The organism is Pedobacter sp. JCM 36344 (assembly GCF_046546555.1).
GTDB lineage: Bacteria > Bacteroidota > Bacteroidia > Sphingobacteriales > Sphingobacteriaceae > Pedobacter.
Window position 1 is genome coordinate 187608 of the sequence record NZ_JBKHKK010000008.1, and the last position, 18828, is coordinate 206435.

The window sequence follows — 18828 nt, forward strand, 5'->3', positions numbered from 1 at the left end:
AGGGATTATATCATTAATATAATTTATGTATATCATAGAATATATATATATAAATATATGGTAAAAACTGCTGAAGTTTGCGGTCGATATAACATTAATATAAACTAAATCAGTTAATGACAACAAGCGAAAATCATTTATCTAAATTTATTAATAGCTCTCTATGGATTTTGTTCCTTGCAAACATCAGTTATTTGATAGTAAAATCTAACGAGATTGACTGGAGTATTTCTGGAATTTTCCGCGTCAACAGTTTTACGATATTGATATGGACCGTCGTGAGCTTTTTCAGTGCACTGATTAATAGTTACAGTCAAACCTACCTTCAGGGGTTTAAATTTCATGCCCGTTTTACTCGTCTAACTCTGGGATTTACAATTTCAGTCATGTTATTTGTAGCCAGCGACAATATTGGACTATTTATTCTGTGCTGGTTTGCAATGGGTTATTTTATGGCTAAACTAATTGGAGCAGATAAGGATTGGGCTGAAGCTCAAGAAGCATCAAAATTCAGCTTCAGATATTTTGGGCTCGGAACACTTTTCCTAGCCTTGGGCATTTTAATATTGGCTTATAACTGTAGGTGTTTTAGCTTAAGTGAAATAACGGCAGGTCTGGGAACTTTGTCTTCACGCATATTGTTAGTCTCTGCCTGCCTTATCATACTTGCGGCCATTATACAGTCGGCGATTTACCCTTTCCACCGTTGGTTACTTTCGGCAATGACGGCTCCGACCCCTGCATCAGCCTTGATGCACGCTGGCTTTGTTAATGCGGCCGGTATTCTGCTCACGCTATTTTCCACGCTTTTTTTTGCAACTGGAACGCTGACCATTTTGTTTGTTATAGGAGGTATTACAGCAATAATTGCCCAGTTCACTAAGCTCCTACAAGTAACAGTTAAGCAGAAACTTGCTTGCTCCACCATTGCTCAAATGGGTTTTATGATCATGCAATGTGGACTCGGATTTTTCAACGCAGCCGTAGTCCATTTGATTCTGCACGGCTTTTACAAGGCCTATTTATTCCTCTCTTCGGGTGAAAATATTGAAGCCTCTGCTCCAGAAAAGCCGGCTTTTTTACATATAAAGCCATTGCAGGCAATAGCCGTTGTCGTCATGGGTCTACTGGGAGCACTACTTTTTGCTGCTCTTACCGGTAAAGGAACTTCAGTTAACAGTAGTATTTTCTTAACACTTATTGTGGCGATTACTGTTGGTCAGGCCACTTATAATATTGTGAAACAGAAGACTATGAAAGCCTTTCAAAAGTTATTTCTACCCATAGTATTGTTCTTTTCCGGCATCGTTAGCTATGCCTTAATATACAATGGTGTAACCAAAGTAATGAAAGGAATGCCCAATGTAGAAGTGCCGTCTTCACTTTCTTTCCTGCAAATTTCCTTTGGTGTAGCCTTCCTCCTATGCTTTTTTATCATGAAGCTTGGTGTATATCGAAAAGTACCTTTTGTATATGTAATGCTGTTAAACGTATCTCAACCCTTTAAAAAAACAATTTTAATGTTTAATAAAAAATCTATATGATCGAGCAAGATTTTACTGGTAAAATTGAAGAAGCTTCCGCTATAGTGGGTAAAACTTGGCCGTTATATGCCTTTGTAACTTCCAATCCGCTATCTGGTTATGAGGGATTATCTTTCGAAGATGCTACGCAACAGGCGAATAAGTTTATGGGTGGTTCATCCTTACCTGAAGCATACTTGTTTCGCCAGGCATGGGATTGCGGAAAAATAGACAAGGCCATACTTCAGGATCTGTTAAATAAAGCTGGTCTGTGTCAGCAACCCGAATTTTACCTAAAAGAAATGGAGGCGGAAAGAACTTCAACCACTAAAAATGCCACGCATCAACTAGACAGGATAGTTTCGAAATGGCTTGGTGTTTTTCTGGACGAGGGTATGGCAGAATGGGAAATGCCCGGCAGATCCAAAGGCTTTTATAAGGCATGGCGAGAATTGGCGAAATATGATCAGGAAATTGGAGTTATATCGACCGGACAAATACCTGAAACGGCTACTGAAATGCTGAGTTCTCTTTTGAGTTTATTTTCAGAGCAGGAACAGTTGGATATTTTTAAGCAACATATTGCCGCACTTCCTGGTTGGACAGGATATATCAAATATCGACTGGTCGAAAATTCAGCCTGGCAGCAGAAATATCCGATCAATTTAGAAGAATACCTCGCTGTTCGTTTATGGCTGGCAAATCATCTCTATGGTGAAATTGTTGGTAGAAATCCTGTTTCCGAAATCAGATCTAAATTTACTGAAGTACAGCATGCCTGGCTAAGAGCGTGGGAAAAAACATTCCAAAATCAATTGAGGTTTAAGTTGCAGTCCAATTTAACCGACTTAGGACTTCAATCTAAAAAAGAGCCTCATTCACTTGTCCAAATGGTGTTTTGCATTGATACCAGATCAGAATTGATAAGAAGACATATAGAGAAGACGAATAATTATGAAACCTTTGGTTATGCAGGCTTTTTTGGAATAGCCACAGATTACATGGAGGTAGGTACTGGATTAGTACGTAAGTCATGTCCGCCCATCGTTGCCTCTGCATATACCATTTCAGAAACCGCTCAGCCAGGTAAGACAAAGGAATTCACCCAATTCCTACAAAAAAATGAGTTCTCAAAATTCTTAGCGTTCTTGTCCAGTCGTATGAAGAATATGTTGCCTTCTGCTTTTGGTTATGTGGAAGGAGCAGGTCTCCTATACGGCTTCAAGATGGTATGGAGGACTCTTTTTCCGGTGGAATATCATTTGATTGCTGGTAGATATGAAGTTCAGCATGAACAGATCTGTGAACCGCAAATCCATTCAAACGACACCACTCCTAATCAAGTTGCAGGGATTTCGACAGAAGATAAAGTAGCAATTGTGAAATCAGCCTTTGACCTTCTCGGATGGAATACGTTTGCGCCACTAGTTGTTTTTGCTGGTCATGCAAGTCACTCTGCGAATAATCCTTTCGGTTCAAGCCTGGATTGTGGAGCCTGCGCGGCAAGTCCTGGTCGTCACAACGCGAGAATGCTGGCCAAACTGGCCAATTTACCGGAAGTTAAGACTGCGCTCCGAGAAGAGTTCAATATCAATATCCCAGACAATACTTTTTTTATTGGTGCAGAACACAATACCACTACTGACGAAATCATCCTTTTTGACGCTGAAGCTCCGGGTTCACATCTCAAAGCGATACAAGCGTTAAAGGTCGATTTAGCAGCCGTACAACAGTCTGCGATCTCAGAAAGGCTAGCGGTAAAAAGTCATGGCATTAAGAAGGCAATAAAAAATGCTTCAAATTGGGCAGAAACAAGACCGGAGTGGGGTTTAGCCAACAATGCTGGATTTGTAATCGGTCCACGCAATATTACTAAAGAAATTGACTTAGAGAGCAGATGCTTTCTACATTCCTACGACTGGAGATTAGATGCGGAAGGAAAATTTCTGGAAGGCATTATGCAAGGCCCAATGGTGGTCACCCAATGGATAAATAACCATTACTACTTTTCAACGGTAGACAACGATAGGTTCGGTGGAGGGTCCAAAATCACGCACAATGTAACCGGTAAATTTGGTGTTGTTCAGGGAAATGGGGGAGATTTAAAGAGAGGGCTTCCACTCCAGTCGGTTAATCGTGCAGATAAAGAAATGTTTCATCAACCTCTGAGATTGTCAGTTATTATCGAGGCACCTTTAAAAAGGGTGTCGGAAATTTTGGAACGAAATAGTCAGTTGAAATCCTTACTAGTTAACAATTGGATATACTTGATGGTAATGGATCCTATGGAGAACAATCAAATGAGTATTTATAAAAATACGGGGAATTGGTCATTGATATAAAAAATTTGTATTATTACTCATCTAATTGACTATATATCTTTAGCTAATCTTCAAGCATGATTAAGAATTATCTACTTCTGTTTTTTTCCCTCTTATTTTTTGCTTGTAATAGCGGAAAGGAAAGGCAAAAAGATCAAAATGGCTTTGTTAAAGTTAAAAACAGCGCATTCGAAATAAATGGAAAGCCATACTACTATCTGGGCACCAATTTTTGGTACGGTATGAACCTTGGCTCCAAAGGTGCAGGAGGTGATAGAGAGCGATTAATTAGGGAACTCGATCGCCTATCCGCTATGGGTGTGCGAAATCTGCGTGTTGTTGCTGGAAGTGAAGGGCCAGATACTGAGCCTTGGAGAATGCTTCCATCATTGCAAACCGCTCCTGGTAAGTATAATCAGGATGTTGTAGAGGGTCTTGACTTCCTTTTAAATGAGATGAAAAAAAGGGATATGAAAGCGGTTATGTGCCTAAATGACTTTTGGCCATGGTCGGGCGGCATGGGGCAGTACTTAGTTTGGGCTGGTGCTGCTGACTCTATTCCATATCCACCGCCACATCCCAATGGCGACTGGGGCAAATACGCTGAATTCACGGCTAAATTTTATTCTAATCAAAAGGCCGTTGAAACGTTTAATAAACATATCGAGTTTATCATAAATCGGATCAACTCTGTTTCTAAAGTTGCTTACAAAGATGATCCGACCATTATGGCTTGGGAACTGGCTAATGAGCCCCGGGGTGTAAATAATATTCCTGACTTTTTAAAATGGGTAGATGCAACTGCCGGTTTTATAAAAAATCTAGATCAAAACCACTTGGTAACAACAGGAAGCGAGGGTAAAACATCAGATGATGTAGCATCAGGCACCAATCTTAAAAACGATCATTCCAGCAAATATATTGATTATACAACCATGCACATATGGGTGCAAAACTGGAACTTCTATGACCCAAAAAGGGCCGATAAAACCTATCAGCCATCTGTTGATTATGCGCTGAATTATATTAAAGAGCATGTCGAAATCGCTAAAAAGTTAAATAAGCCGTTGGTTTTAGAAGAGTTTGGTATTTCAAGAGATTTGAACAGCCATGAAGCAACATCACAGACATCTATAAGAGATAAATACTACGCCAGAATTTTTGAAGAGGTGTTTATTAGAGCCAATAAAAAAGACAATGAACTTGCGGGAGTAAATTTCTGGGCATGGGCAGGCGAGGGGCGTCCCAGGGTGCCCGACGGTTTCTGGAAAGCTGGTGACGATTTTATAGGCGATCCTCCGCATGAAGCACAGGGATGGTATTCTGTTTATGATACTGACAGCAGTACCATTAATGTCATTAAAACGTACACTGAAAAAATGGATAAAATAGGGAAGAAATAACTTAGAGATATTTGCCGGGCTGAGGGATACAGAATCTTGCAATCGCATTTTTTAGCATGATCTTGGGGATAAAATCAAAATTCAAAAACTACACCAATTGTAGGAATTACCTGGGGTTCATCATTTTTTACATTTGTTGGCATGGCATTACTTCCATCAGCTTTAATCGCTAGGCCGTCAGTAGTTTTAAAGGTTCTATTATCGGCTGCCCTTTGCCAGGTATATTCTGGTATAGCTGGATTTCTCGCGACATACCAATTGGTGACATCTAAAAAAACATCAATGGTAGTTTTTTTCAAATTAATTTTTTTATCTATCCGTACATCGCTGCTGTTAAAGCCTCCCAAGCGTTGTGTATTCAGTCGTGCAAAATCCAAGGTTCCTCTTCCTTGTGAGGAGTAATTTAATCTAGAAGCAGTTTCATCAAATGGTGTGTAAGGTGCTCCACCCTGGTAGCGAAATTTTAAACCCAGTTCCCAGTTTCTAGAAAACTTATAACCGGCTGTTATGGATAATAGCTGTTGATTATCCCAGCTACTTGCAATCAGTTTGTTATCGATTCCGCTATACAAACTGCGGTAATAGGTAAAAGAAAGAATACCAAAGAATTTTTCCGTTAACTTTTTCTGTGCAAAAAACTCAATGCCGTAGGCTTTACCTTTTCCGTTTGTGTTTACCGCCTCGTTGCCAAGCGCTGTAAAATCAGTTCCAAGGTTAGCTAATGAAATTCCATCCCTTAAAGATACAGCTACATTTCCGTATTGCTTATAAAAACCTTCTAAGGTAAAGCGTAACCCATCGTTTGGTAAAAACTCAAACCCAGAGGTGTAGTGGGTTGATCGTGTGTATTTTGCATTTTGATTTACCAGCACATTATTATTATTGGAATAACCCAAAAGGGTATAAACAGGCAATTTATAATAGATACCGGTAGATGCATTTGCTGTCCATTTAGGGGTTAAAACATAGCTAAAGGAAATTCTGGGGGATAAGGTTTGTAAACCATTCATCCCACCTTTGGTAAATGTGTTTATATCTGTTCGAACACCGCCACTTATGCCTAGCCTGTCATTCAATGCTCTTTTGCTTACCTGTAAAAAAGCTCCCAGGCGCAGAAAAGGATTTAATGGGCTTGAAAAATTTTGATTTACACCCGGTTGTATGATGTTATTGCTTGTATCTCTAACTTCTTTTTTAAGTACCGCGAATGTGTTATTGTCATATTCTGCCAGCTGGGTGGATGCTCCATAGGATAATTTCCATCCATTTTTAAATTCATTGATATCAAACCGCAATTTGTTTTCTGTTTCATTACTTACAAAATCTAAGGTTTGACTTGCTGGAGTTGGGTTTTCATTATCCTCAAATTTTTGAAGATTATTATTGAATCTTGTCCTGCTTAAAGCTAGATTCCAAAAGCCATTATCGAGGCTTTTTCTTAGAGACACGCCCATAGTGTAATTCCATTGCTGTATAGTTGCACTTGAACTTATTTGATATAATTTTTCTGGAGAAACATTATCTATTGGAACAAATCTAAAATCATCAATAGCACCAATGCTAATAAAATTGAGGGTCAACTTATCATTGATTTTATGAGTGATTTTTGTTTGAAAATCCCAGAAATCCGGCAGAAATGGAAGGTTAAGTGCTTTAAAAAGTAGCTGATAATAGGACTTTCGGGCAGATGCTAAAAAGGTTGTTTTTTTATTTTTAGATAAAGGCCCTTCCAATGTAATGGCGGATTCGATCAAACTTGCGCGAACATTGCCTTGGAATTTGTTTGCGTTACCAACTTTTTGTTTAAATTGAAATACACTGCTAAGTGCGTTGTCATATCGGGCATCAAATGCAGAAGAACTAAGTTTTACATCCTCAATAAAAAACGTATTTAGAATTCCCTGTGGGCCACCACTTCCGCCCTGCGTTTGAAAGTGGTTAATCACTGGTATTTCGATGCCATCTAGATAAAATACATTTTCGTTGGAGGCACCACCACGAATGATGATATCATTACGGAATGAACCTCCTTGTTGCCCACCACCTACCCCAGGCAAGGTTTGAATTACTTTGCTAATATCAAAACTACCTCCTGGATTACTTCTTATTTCTTCGGCAGTTAACCGCTGAACACTTAGTGGTGTTTCTAATGAGGCTGCAATAACACTGCGTTTGTTTTCTGTAATGTTTACTTCTGCCAATATTGCTGCGTCCTCCTCAAGTTCGACCGTGTAAACATTTTCATTACCACTGTTTACAACAATATTATAGAGTGAAATTGTCTTAAAACCCACAGCGCTAACAATAAGGTTATATGTTTTAACTGGGATATTTAGAACTCTAAACCTTCCATTAGAGTCAGTGGCAGCTGATAAATTTGTGCCTACAATATTTATGGTTGCGCCAACCAAAGATTGTTTGTTATTTTTTTTGAGAATTGTTCCGCTAACACTACCTGTTTTTTGGGCATTAGCAGAGCTAATTGCGAGGCACATGGTAAAAGAAACCATTAAAGTTTTTAAAGCAAAGAATTTCATTTTTAATTTGTTTTTAAATATTGTTGCGCAACCTATTTGCCATTTGTGTAATCCATCCTATTCATTTACTTGCCTTAAGCAAATTTAGATAAGCCTGCCGCATTTCGACCTGCAAGCCGATACTCGTTGTACCAAAAAAATACTGAAAAATATAGGAGTCATATGTAGCAACTTATCGCTTAAAGTTAAATAAAAAGATAGTGTGAATAACCGATCACTTATTTGAATACCAATATTTATCTCACCTGTGATCTGAGCGAATGTGAACTGCCCTAAAATATTGTACCTTTAAGTATACTTTTTGGTACTATGAAACTTAAAGCAATATTTCTTCTTGCAGGTCTTTTCTTTTGCCAGCAACTATTGGCCTTAAACATTTATGTTTCACCCAAAGGCAATGATTCCAATCCTGGTACCGTACAAAAGCCTTTGGCTACGCTTATCGCTGCGCGGGATATGATCAGGAAGCTTAAAAAAGCAGGCAAACTAATTGAGGCTGTAAATGTGATCTTTAAAAGCGGTATATATTCTGTCACTGAATCAATATACTTTACAGCAGAAGATTCGGGGACAAAGGAACATCCCATTTCTTACCTGGCAGAAAAAACGAATTTGTCTATATTTACTGGCGGAATAAGACTGCAGGAATTTAAAGTTAAATCCGACGGCAATTGGATTATCCAGGTCCCGACAAAAGTCAAAAGGAATGGAGAACCGGAGCAACTCTTCATCAATGGGCTGCGTGTTCCAAGATCTAGATATCCCGATAGTGGCTATTTCTCCCCTTCAGGTGTAACTGAGAAAATCATGAACGCAGGTAAAGCCGGGGTAGATTCCGCTATCATCAAGGTCAAATTGAATAAAGAACAGGTTAGTTATTTCAGTAAGATATCCCAGTCAGATTTACATCAAGCCATAGTAACTTTTTACCACAATTGGGATTTCAGCAGAAAAAAAATCCTGAGCTACAGCGAGGCAGATTCAGCATTTTACATCAGTGGAAATAAGATAAAATCCTGGAATCCGCTAAATAAACTAAGCTCCATAGCGATTGAAAATGTAAGCGCTGCATTAAAAAACGGCGGACAATGGTACTATGATCAGGATGGAAGCATTATTTATAGGCCAAAGCCGGGAGAACAACCAAAAACTACTATCGCGACTACACCTTTTATCGAACAGTTTTTAGTTTTTAAAGGATCAGAAGGCAGTAAGGTGGCATTTCTGAATTTCAAGGGATTGAGTTTCGAGATGACTAAATACACAATGCCACAAACCGGCATTGAGCCTGTACAGGCAGCAGCCAATACACAGGCGGCAATTGTGTTAGATTTTTCCGATAACATCAGTTTCAGCAATTGTAGCATTACCAAAACTGGTCAGTCTGCACTTTGGATTCGAAGAGGATGTTCCTACATCACTGCGGAACAATGCTTGTTTAAAGACTTGGGTGCCAATGCAGTTAAAATTGGGGAGCAATCTATTGTTCAAAACCAAGCTATGCAGACCCATCATAACCGAATAAACAACTGCATTATGCAGAGTGGCTCAAAGGTTTTTCCTTCTGCTGCTGCGCTGATTATTTTCCAGTCGAGCAATAACACCATAACCCACAATGACATTGCAGACTTCATTTATACAGGCATTTCTGTTGGTTGGACTTGGGGTTACGGCGAGAGTCTGGCTAAGAACAATAACATTTCCTACAACCATATCCATCATCTTGGATGGGGTATCTTAAGTGATATGGGCGGCATCTACACACTCGGGAAGTCGGAAGGCACCGTACTACGGAACAATGTTCTACACGATATTTTCTCTAAAGGATACGGAGGTTGGGGACTCTATACTGACGAAGGATCAACCGGTATTTTACTTGAAAATAACTTGGTTTACAACTGCAAAAGTGCGGCATTTCATCAGCATTATGGGCAGGACAACACTGTTCGCAACAATATCTTTTACAACCAGCAGCTGGCACAATTAGAAGCGACTAGAGTAGAACCACATACTGGCTTTACGTTTACAAATAATATCATAGTTTATGGGGCGGGAGCACTAAGCGGTATCAATTGGAGCACCGCCAATTTTAAATCAGATTACAATCTTTACTGGAATACAACAAATAAGAAAATTACTTTTGGCAATTTACCTATAGAGCAATGGCAAAAAAGTGGGAAGGATGAGCATTCAGTTTTGGCAGATCCGCGATTAATTAACAATCAGCCGACAAATAAATCTGCACTACAAAGTATAAATTTCAAGTTATTCAACGCAAATCATGCAGGTGTATACGGCGACAAAAGCTGGACTCAAAAAGCGATTTTAGGTAAAGTAGTCGAAAAACATTTTGAGGGGCTTTTTAGAAGATAAAGTATGTAAACGTATCCTATGAGTGCAATTCTCATTATGGTGTGGTATCTAAGATTTTTGATGGATAATATTTCTTACGGAAGTAAAAAGCAAGGTTCACTAGGGCGATCAGTGCAGGAACCTCTACCAATGGACCAATAACGCCTGCAAAAGCCTGTCCGGAATTGATTCCAAAAACGCCGATAGCCACAGCGATGGCCAGTTCGAAATTATTCCCCGTCGCTGTAAAAGCAATTGAGGTGCTCCTCGAATAATCTGCGCCAAAGTAACGACCAGCAAAAAAGCTGATCACGAACATGATTGAGAAATAAATTACAAGAGGTATAGCGATTCTCACTACATCCATAGGGATTTGCACAATTAATTCCCCCTTAAGGCTAAACATAATAGCAATGGTGAAAAGTAAGGCAATCAGCGTAATTGGGGAAATCAGAGGGATAAACTTGTTTTGAAACCAGTCTTCCCCTTTCAATTTAATAAGCCCGTACCTACTGATGATCCCCATTGCAAAGGGAAGCCCCAGATAGATCCCTACACTTTTGGCTATCTCTGAAATGGTGATGTTTACTTCGAGGCCCCTCAGGCCAAAAAAGGGCGGCAAAACGGTAATAAAGAGGTAAGCAAATACACTATATAATAATACCTGAAAGATGCTGTTAAGGGCAATAAGGCCAGCTGCATATTCTCTGTTTCCCTCTGCCAGTTCGTTCCAAACTACTACCATCGCAATACAACGTGCAAGGCCAATAAGGATTAGTCCAACCATATATTCAGGATAATCTCTTAAAAAAATAATCGCTAAAAAGAACATCAAAAGTGGGCCGATCACCCAGTTCAAGACAAGCGAAACACTCAGCACTTTAGTATCTTTAAATACCTCTCCCATTTTTTCATATTTCACTTTGGCAAGTGGCGGATACATCATCAAAATCAGTCCAATAGCTAATGGGATATTAGTGGTTCCGCTGGAGAAGGAGTTTATAAATCCGGAAGAAGATGGAAGAAAATAGCCGGTAGCAACACCGATACCCATCGCCAAAAAAATCCATAAGGTAAGGTACCGGTCTAGAAAGCTAAGTTTTCTTCTTTCGACAGCAGGTGCACAGTGGTTTGCAGACATCGTTTATATATTCTCTTTGATGAAATCTTTTGAATAGTTCTTAATCATATCCCTTACCACTTTAAATTGTTCCTGGACTTCAGTTTCGGTGCCCGATGCTTTTGCCGGATCGGGAAAATTATAGTGAAACTTTTTCGCCTGAGTTGGGAAATAAGGGCAGCTTTCTTTTGCATTATCACAAACTGTGATCAGAAAGTCGAAATCGATATCCATGTATTCATTGACGTTATTGGAGGTATGTGCTGAAATATCAATTCCATCAGCTTTCATCGTTTCAATAGCCTTTGGATTGACGCCATGCGTTTCAATACCTGCACTATAAACTTCCGCTGTCTCTCCAGCGAAATGTCTTAAATATCCTTCTGCAATCTGGCTTCGGCAGCTGTTTCCTGTGCATAGCACTAATATTTTCTTCATTTTATCTATAATTAACTAGCAGCAACCGCCACTTGGTGTACACACGGATCCTGAAGTACCAAGATTCTTCAACTGAACTTTTTCTTTTACCTCAGGTATACTACATTTATCTGATGCAAGGCAGGCTGTTGTTTTGGTAATAAGGATGAAGTTTTTACCATCATAACCCAAATCGTATTTACCAATAGTCTGAGCCTGGTATTCTACTTCTATTTCCAGATCCTCCATCCCTAATACTTTCTCTGAGAGCGATATGATGTTAAGCAGTTTGCTTGCTTTTAAACGATGTTCATAATCGTTGGCATCCCAAAGCTGAAAGTTGGCTACTTTTTCATGACGAACCGTGCCACCGCAATCAATAAAATCTTTGGTGACAACACCAACCTCAGTTACATGGAAGTGTTCAGGAACTTGTGTGCCGTTTTCTAATTTAAAATTTACACTTTCAGCCTCAGTCAAATAGGTTTTTATTTCGGATAATTTCATAATTGGTATTTTATATACTACATTATTGCAATTTTACGATTGATATACACAAAAAAAGCTAACAGCAACTTGCCGGACCTTTAAATGCAGTAAGGAATGTCATGATTTGTTTCTCCATTAGCTTCCAGGTTTCTGGGTTTATGCAATAGCAAACACTCACCCCCTCAATAGTACCTTGTATAATTCCGGCATTTTTTAATTCTTTTAAATGTTGAGATATTGTAGCCTGTGCCAATCCTAATTCTTCTACCAAATCACCACAAATGCAGGTATTAGAAATCAGAATTCTTTGCAAAATAGCGATACGAGCTGGATGTGATATAGCTTTTAAAAGCTGTGAAAGCTGATTCTGCTCCGCTGTAAATATTTCTGTTTTTGTAAGCCCCATGTTTATATTGCAATATTACGATTATTATTAATAAATAACAAGATAATTTAGTAGAATTTAAGAAGGGGGAAATTGATGGATCAACTTGGGTAACGAATGTGCTTACGTTTGCAACTCTACAGCCCCGTGCCAGACGGGGGCAAGCAGAACGAATTGAAAGATTTGCAAATGAAACAAAAGGTTACGCACTTTTCATCAAGCAGCGCATAAACCTATATGATCCGGCAGGCTAGACCCGATCAATATGGCCTTAAATCGCATTATTTCAGCATGGAAAGAAATAGCTCGTGTAGGTGCTGAAGAGCTGTGCCGTTTCTCCTTTAAAAGCAGAACAGTTTATTTATTTATCAGAATTCCACCATTTTTTGATAGCGCTTACAGAACCACCAAGCTGAAGTATCGTCACGTTGAGATAAGTGTATTAGACTTAAATTTATATTCTCGAACAGCTAAGCAACGAAATGATCTTATCCCTACAAGAAGGTAGATACATATATCAACAAACATTTACAAGCCCGGCCTGTTCAATAACAGCCTAAAAATTGTATTTTAGCTGCAAACAAGACAATTGATAACACCATATTTTAATTTAGGCGAGTCAGAAGATAGGCATTGGAAAGCCTTTAAGACCGGAGACACGGCCGCTTTTTCCCATCTTTACCAACAATACTCTGCAGGACTTTATAACTATGGTGCGAAGTTCTCCAGGGATAAAGACCTGATTAAAGACTGCATTCAAGAACTGTTCGTACAGATATGGACATCCAGGAATTCAATTGGAAATCCGGGTCATATTAAAAATTACCTCTACAAATCTTTCAGAAATCTTATTCTTAGAAAAGTATCTCAGTTGCAAAAGAACAGTGAGTTTGATGAAGCGGAAGACTATGAATTTAGTGTCTGCCTTAATATCGAAGAGGCACTTATTGATGATGAAAATCGCAAACATATTTGTGAACAGCTACAACTAACCCTTTCAGGACTTACAGCCAGGCAAAGAGAGGCAATTTTCCTGAAATTTTATGAGCAGCTGTCTTATGAGGAGATCGCAGAAGTTATGGGCATTACAGTTAAGGCCAGTTATAAGATAATGGCGAGATCGCTAAACTTTTTACGCGAAAATTTATCAAAAGAAGATCTATTAGTGCTTTATTTTGTGTTGAATCTGAAATTAATTAGCTGATTAACAATAGACTGTAAAATAAAATCGATATCGTGGGGTAAAACGGGTCATTGTCAGCTAATAGGATCAAAGCAGTTAAGATGAAGAAACAATTAAGTGATTACCAATCCTACACGCTGAATGATCTGATTAACGACAAATCTTTTATGCTATGGGTTAGTCAACCCACTGACGAGCTGGACATCAAATGGATTAGTATCCAGAAAGCATACCCCAGCTTAACCTCAATTATCGCAGAGGCCAAAAGGATCGTACTGTCCCTGCGTTTTGAAGTTGAAATACTGGATAAAAAAGAACAACAAGAACTTTGGAACACAATTGCGGCCAGAACTACGCTAAGTAGCATACCAGTTAGAAAGTTCAGACTTTGGTCCTCTTATGCTGCAGCAGCCATATTAGTTGGTGTACTTTTCGCAGTAGGTCTCCTGTATTCAAGCTTCCAGCAGGTAACTATTCAGACACCATATGGCCAGATGCAAATAGTGAATTTACCAGACGGATCTAAGGTGACCTTAAATGCAAATTCTAATATCAAATATGATAGAAGTTGGGAAGACAATGAAATCAGGGAAGTATGGATTGAAGGAGAAGCATTCTTGAGGGTAAACCATCTTCATAAAAATGGGCCGGTTAAAGATCATCAGCGTTTTGTAGTACACACTGGCGCGTTGAATGTAGAAGTAATTGGTACCTCCTTTAATGTAAATGACAGAAGAGGCAGGACAGAAGTTGCCCTACTGGATGGAAAAATAAGTTTGGTTCTTCGTAATCAAGAAGAAAAATCGTTAATTCTTGTCCCTGGAGATATCGTAGAATATGCAGGCGGAAAATTAAATAAGAAACCTACTAACGTAGTAGAATACACTTCATGGAAAGACGGAAAGCTGTATTTCAGGGATGTTCCGCTATCTAAGATATTTAATTATTTCGAAGACATCTATGGCTATAAAGTCAGCGTAGATGATCCCAAGATTTTAAAAAGGAGACTTTCGGGAACAATGAGTTCCAAGAATGAAATGGTTTTCTTTGAGACAATTGCAAGGACTTTAAACCTCAGCATTACGCCAAATAAGGCATCTCATGAACTCATCATTAAAGCTAAATAATTGAGAGTTATGAGAAAGCACTTAAAAATTGGAATAATCAGTTTAATCTGTATTATCCTTTTCAGTTCCACTGCCGCGATAGGACAAGTAAAACCTGCCGAAGCATCTCAATCCGTGGCGAGTGTACTTACTGCACTAGCAGCACAGTATAAAGTCAACTTCTTATACGAAGAAGCTAATGTTACCCATCAAAAAGTGAAATACCATGCCAGCTTACACAAAGGAAAATCAATCACTGAGGTTCTTAATAGTTTATTAGTTCCACTAAACCTTTCCTGGTATAAGGTGGATGTGCTGAACTATTCCATATTTCCGAAACCTGCCCCGACAGTTTCTAATACAAAGCAGATAACAGCCTTAAAGTTACTGGGGCAGGATTCATTAGTAAAGGATCAGGTCAGAGGGCGGGTATTAGACGAGCACCAGAAACCATTAGCCTTTACAACAGTAACCTTACTGACAGCCATAGATTCTTCCCTGGTAGAGAATGCTTTAACAGATCCAGATGGTAATTTCAATTTTACAGCAATTAAGGCGGGCACTTACAAGATCAGGATCTCCACGATTGGAAAGTATCCTTACACAACCAAACCATTTACAGTCGGGGGGGCTGTCCAAGCTACTATTGAGCCTATCGCCATGCGGGCTTCTGAAGAAACTTTAAAAGAAGTAAAGATCACTTCTACAAGACCACTTGTAGAAACGAAAAGCGACAGACTGATTTTTAATGTCGAAAACAGTGCAATGGCTACCGGTAATTCTTTACAATTGCTCAGGTCGGCACCCTTCGTGCGGATATCTGTCGATAACAGTGTAAGCTTGCAAGGAAAAAAAACAATGATTTTAATTGATGGTAAGCCTGTGCCAGATGTTTCCCTTGAAAATATTTTACAGACTATGCCTGCAGGAAACATTCAGAAACTTGAATTAATTACACAACCCTCAGCTAAATACGATGCTTCTTATGGGGCAGTGATTAACATCATAACTAAAAAAAGTCAAATTGAAGGTTTTACCGGAAACTTCCGCGTTGATGCCTCAACTGGAAAATATGCCAACGGCAGCACAAACTTATCTGCGACCTATAAACGTAACCGTTTGACTGTTTATGCAAATGGAGGAATTATTAAAGGTGATAACTTATTTGGAGTGACTTCCGCCAGATTTCAAGACCCTACAGAACCAGCTTATTATATGTCAAATAACTGGACACGTCTTTCGCATAATAACATGTTTTCCGTTCAAGCCAGCATAGATTATCAATTGGGTAATAATCAGACTATAGGGTTTTTCGCAGATGCAAACATTTTCAGATTTGAAGGACCCTGGGCTACAAGAAATGAATTTGGAAGACAGAACGCCATGTCAGACTCAGTTTCACTTACAGGCGCTGTTTTTAATCAAAAGGCTAATTCTTCTACCTACAACTTGAATTATCATTTAATGTCTGATTCCGGTAAGAATGACTTAACAATGCTAGCAACCTTCACCCCATGGCAGAGGAATATGTTTCAAAGTTTTCCATCGACACTTTATAATGGAGCAGGCAATCTGATCAGAACCCCAGCTATATATCAGACCAGGAACAAAGGTGCTATAGATGTTTACATTGGGCAGGCAGATTACATCCATCAGTTTAATAACCGTTGGAAGTTTGAAACCGGAATAAAATTTCAAAAAACTAATTCAACAACGAGTGTGTATTACGAGGATGACCGAAGTGGACAGATGCAACAGGTTTCTGAATTCTCTAGTCAGAATACACTTCAGGAATCTATTGGTGCAGTTTATGGTATTTTTTCTGTGGGTTGGACAAATGTTAAATTACAAGGGGGTGTACGACTGGAGGATACCAGAGCAAATTTTGGAGATCATTTCCGACAACAGTATACAAACATCTTTCCAACATTGTTGTACCAGCATAAGTTGAGTAAGGTTATAGACCTTTCGGCATCTTATAAAAAAACAATTAGCCGTGCGCCCTATTATGAGCTGGTACCCTATATTGTATTTATTAATCAATATACCATTGAGCAAGGTAATCCGGCGCTGACTCCGGGATTTGATAATATATACGCCTTAAATGCAAATGTCAATAAACTCAACCTGTCCGTAAGTTATACGAGAAACAAGGGGTTGATCGGACTATTCCCGGTTAAGCAGGATGTCACAACAAAAGTGACTTACTTCACGAGGCAAAATTTAAAAAGTGCTTCAGATATTTCCCTCTATCTATTCTATCCTTTACAGATTAATAATTGGTGGCAAACTATCAACAGCGGTACACCCATAGGATATAATCAGGCAGGAGGCATGGTCCTTGGACAGCAATATAAATTGTCTGCCTTACATTCGGATTTTAAAACATCACATATATTTAAGTTCTCTAGTAAGCTCAAAATTCAGGTGGATGCCTATTACTGGACTGATTATGTTCAGGATCTTTCACATAACACAGGAAATAAAAATGTTGACGCATCCTTTTTGCTCAGTTTATGGGAAGGAAAGGGTCAAATGAGACTCGGAGGAAATGAATTGGTATTTAAACGGAATGATTACCTGATATCAAGGGATTACGGAAGTTTTCGTAGTGCGGAAAGAGTGAATACTGACAGCAAAAGGATTTATCTTGGTTTTACCTATAAATTCGGAAAATCACATATTAACAAAAACGAAGCGAAGCTAGGTAATGAAGATGCTTTAAAAAGATTATGATCATAAAAGGCCTGTTTCATTATAAAATGAAACGAATTTCCTAATAATAAAGATAGCAAGTGCGAACTTCCAATTATACCGGTAAATATTAGGAATTATTTATAATAGACAATATCTTTTTTCCAATTAATTACACCGCATGGGCTAACTAAAGTACAAACTATACTCCGCAGTGGAAGAACATTGAAGGTCAAAAAGTACTTGTCATTTTTGCTGAGCCACATGCCTACATATCGCCTAAACACTATGATAAGTTTGAAAGCGTTCAGACCTGCAATTATTATGCAGTACATGTCAATGGAGGTTGTACTTTAGTCAGCGGTGCTGACAGACGTTGCCTCGCGTTTACCATATGGTTTAGACCATATTATTTACCATCATCGACAACAGCGATAGACACCCGATGGTACTTTGTAGAACTGCATTCTATCAATGATAATATATTTTATCTCAGAACTATCTTGAAAGACTACGCCTAATGGTAGTCCGTTTTCAACCTCTGCTATCTTGTTTTTGTTATTCCTTTCTTGAGAAAATACATTTGGAATGTAAGTCGAAATTATAAATAAGATTAAGATGGAACGGACTATCATATTATTTGTTCGGAATTAGACGCTGTATGAGGGCCAAAGGTTACCTAAGCACAAAAGGGTTATTAGTTTTAGGTTCTTCTGTAAATTTAACCTATCACTATTCCCTGGTTACCTGACAAACCGCAAGGTCTTGTATCGTAAGTGTAGCATTATCAGTTATTTAATCGTTTAATCCAATGCATAGAATTCTAAGCATAGAATTCTAAGTGAAACAACTTTGATAAAAACCTATAAATTTTGATTATGAAACTAAAACTATTACAAGCTAGCTGTTTACCAATTGTGTTGTTTTTGTTCATCCTTACGACTACCGGTTGTAAAAAGGATAAATTAGAAGTAAATGAAGTAAAGGAATATAGGGAAGTTGGCCATATACCAATGAATGCCTATGATGGTGGTTGGGCTTTAACGCTGCAACATAATGGCGTTGCCGAAGTTAATCCAGGTGGTGATATTAGATATGGTGGCACCTACAAGATAAATGGGTCCAAAATAAAGGTTAAAACTGAACAAAATTCCGGCACCTATACCTTTGAAATTATTTCTGAAAGTGAAATTCGTGAGGAAAGCAGTGGTGTGACTTTAGGGTTGAGGTAGTTAAAATTTGAGTCTCTTACTTAAAAAATTAGGGCATGGAGTGTAATTATTGAAACGTGCATAAAC

13 protein-coding genes and 1 pseudogene are annotated in these 18828 nt (G+C 38.7%); 9 read left to right on the forward strand and 5 right to left on the reverse strand.

Annotated elements, in window-relative coordinates:
* Positions 1 to 116 precede the first annotated feature (116 nt).
* Genes ACHFIZ_RS09935 through ACHFIZ_RS09945 form a run of 3 tightly spaced genes read left to right on the forward strand, consistent with a single transcriptional unit; the run spans position 117 to position 5247 of the window.
* Entirely contained in the window at positions 117 to 1544 is a 1428-nt protein-coding gene (locus ACHFIZ_RS09935) for a proton-conducting transporter membrane subunit (protein WP_410885344.1), read from the forward strand.
* A complete protein-coding gene (locus ACHFIZ_RS09940; RefSeq protein ID WP_410885346.1) occupies positions 1541 to 3865 on the forward strand; it encodes a DUF2309 domain-containing protein in 2325 nt (774 codons plus the stop codon). The genes ACHFIZ_RS09935 and ACHFIZ_RS09940 overlap by 4 nt, the downstream gene beginning before the upstream one ends.
* A gap of 56 nt (positions 3866 to 3921) precedes the next feature.
* Positions 3922 to 5247 carry a glycoside hydrolase 5 family protein gene (locus ACHFIZ_RS09945; RefSeq protein ID WP_410885348.1) on the forward strand — a complete coding sequence of 442 codons (1326 nt, stop codon included), beginning with the start codon at positions 3922 to 3924 and terminating at the stop codon, positions 5245 to 5247.
* Positions 5248 to 5321: 74 nt separating this feature from the next.
* On the opposite strand, the gene ACHFIZ_RS09950 is transcribed toward ACHFIZ_RS09945, so the two are convergent.
* A complete protein-coding gene (locus ACHFIZ_RS09950; RefSeq protein ID WP_410885350.1) occupies positions 5322 to 7784 on the reverse strand; it encodes a TonB-dependent receptor in 2463 nt (820 codons plus the stop codon).
* A gap of 309 nt (positions 7785 to 8093) precedes the next feature.
* Between ACHFIZ_RS09950 and ACHFIZ_RS09955 the strand changes: the two genes are divergently transcribed.
* Positions 8094 to 10157, forward strand: coding sequence for a right-handed parallel beta-helix repeat-containing protein (locus ACHFIZ_RS09955; RefSeq protein WP_410885351.1), 2064 nt, complete (start codon positions 8094 to 8096; stop codon positions 10155 to 10157).
* A gap of 34 nt (positions 10158 to 10191) precedes the next feature.
* Here the strand turns inward: ACHFIZ_RS09955 and arsB are convergent, their stop codons facing one another.
* From arsB to ACHFIZ_RS09975, 4 genes are read right to left on the reverse strand one after another with little or no spacing between them, the layout of a single operon-like run.
* On the reverse strand, positions 10192 to 11277 hold the full coding sequence (gene arsB, locus ACHFIZ_RS09960) for an ACR3 family arsenite efflux transporter (RefSeq protein ID WP_410885353.1): 1086 nt from the start codon (positions 11275 to 11277) through the stop codon (positions 10192 to 10194).
* Between the two features lie 3 nt (positions 11278 to 11280).
* The gene (locus tag ACHFIZ_RS09965) at positions 11281 to 11694 is read right to left on the reverse strand and encodes an arsenate reductase ArsC (RefSeq protein ID WP_410885355.1); all 414 of its coding nucleotides are present in this window, start codon (positions 11692 to 11694) and stop codon (positions 11281 to 11283) included.
* A 15-nt stretch (positions 11695 to 11709) separates the two neighbouring features.
* Positions 11710 to 12180: a DUF6428 family protein gene (locus ACHFIZ_RS09970; RefSeq protein WP_410885357.1), complete on the reverse strand. Its 471-nt coding sequence runs from the start codon at positions 12178 to 12180 to the stop codon at positions 11710 to 11712.
* 58 nt (positions 12181 to 12238) lie between these two features.
* On the reverse strand, positions 12239 to 12568 hold the full coding sequence (locus tag ACHFIZ_RS09975) for an ArsR/SmtB family transcription factor (RefSeq protein ID WP_410885359.1): 330 nt from the start codon (positions 12566 to 12568) through the stop codon (positions 12239 to 12241).
* A 568-nt stretch (positions 12569 to 13136) separates the two neighbouring features.
* On the opposite strand from ACHFIZ_RS09975, the gene ACHFIZ_RS09980 reads away from it, so the two are divergent.
* From ACHFIZ_RS09980 to ACHFIZ_RS10000, 5 genes and pseudogenes are all read left to right on the forward strand, one after another.
* Positions 13137 to 13751 carry an RNA polymerase sigma factor gene (locus ACHFIZ_RS09980; RefSeq protein WP_410885361.1) on the forward strand — a complete coding sequence of 205 codons (615 nt, stop codon included), beginning with the start codon at positions 13137 to 13139 and terminating at the stop codon, positions 13749 to 13751.
* An 80-nt stretch (positions 13752 to 13831) separates the two neighbouring features.
* On the forward strand, positions 13832 to 14857 hold the full coding sequence (locus ACHFIZ_RS09985; RefSeq protein ID WP_410885363.1) for a FecR family protein: 1026 nt from the start codon (positions 13832 to 13834) through the stop codon (positions 14855 to 14857).
* Between the two features lie 9 nt (positions 14858 to 14866).
* Complete coding sequence (locus ACHFIZ_RS09990; protein WP_410885365.1) at positions 14867 to 17572, forward strand: outer membrane beta-barrel protein; 2706 nt, start codon at positions 14867 to 14869, stop codon at positions 17570 to 17572.
* Positions 17573 to 17751: 179 nt separating this feature from the next.
* A pseudogene (locus ACHFIZ_RS09995) lies at positions 17752 to 18051 on the forward strand (FMN-binding negative transcriptional regulator); the annotation flags it as partial.
* A gap of 357 nt (positions 18052 to 18408) precedes the next feature.
* The gene (locus ACHFIZ_RS10000) at positions 18409 to 18762 is read left to right on the forward strand and encodes a hypothetical protein (RefSeq protein ID WP_410885367.1); all 354 of its coding nucleotides are present in this window, start codon (positions 18409 to 18411) and stop codon (positions 18760 to 18762) included.
* Positions 18763 to 18828: the final 66 nt, after the last annotated feature.

Bases quoted from the DNA above. Each gene is read 5' to 3' on its own strand.
- ACHFIZ_RS09935 (WP_410885344.1), top strand. From the start codon at position 117: ATGACAACAAGCGAAAATCATTTATCTAAATTTATTAATAGCTCTCTA.
- ACHFIZ_RS09970 (WP_410885357.1), bottom strand. From the start codon at position 12,180: ATGAAATTATCCGAAATAAAAACCTATTTGACTGAGGCTGAAAGTGTA.
- ACHFIZ_RS09950 (WP_410885350.1), bottom strand. From the start codon at position 7,784: ATGAAATTCTTTGCTTTAAAAACTTTAATGGTTTCTTTTACCATGTGC.
- ACHFIZ_RS09985 (WP_410885363.1), top strand. From the start codon at position 13,832: ATGAAGAAACAATTAAGTGATTACCAATCCTACACGCTGAATGATCTG.
- ACHFIZ_RS09955 (WP_410885351.1), top strand. From the start codon at position 8,094: ATGAAACTTAAAGCAATATTTCTTCTTGCAGGTCTTTTCTTTTGCCAG.
- ACHFIZ_RS09940 (WP_410885346.1), top strand. From the start codon at position 1,541: ATGATCGAGCAAGATTTTACTGGTAAAATTGAAGAAGCTTCCGCTATA.
- ACHFIZ_RS09975 (WP_410885359.1), bottom strand. From the start codon at position 12,568: ATGGGGCTTACAAAAACAGAAATATTTACAGCGGAGCAGAATCAGCTT.
- ACHFIZ_RS10000 (WP_410885367.1), top strand. From the start codon at position 18,409: ATGAAACTAAAACTATTACAAGCTAGCTGTTTACCAATTGTGTTGTTT.
- arsB (WP_410885353.1), bottom strand. From the start codon at position 11,277: ATGTCTGCAAACCACTGTGCACCTGCTGTCGAAAGAAGAAAACTTAGC.
- ACHFIZ_RS09965 (WP_410885355.1), bottom strand. From the start codon at position 11,694: ATGAAGAAAATATTAGTGCTATGCACAGGAAACAGCTGCCGAAGCCAG.
- ACHFIZ_RS09945 (WP_410885348.1), top strand. From the start codon at position 3,922: ATGATTAAGAATTATCTACTTCTGTTTTTTTCCCTCTTATTTTTTGCT.
- ACHFIZ_RS09990 (WP_410885365.1), top strand. From the start codon at position 14,867: ATGAGAAAGCACTTAAAAATTGGAATAATCAGTTTAATCTGTATTATC.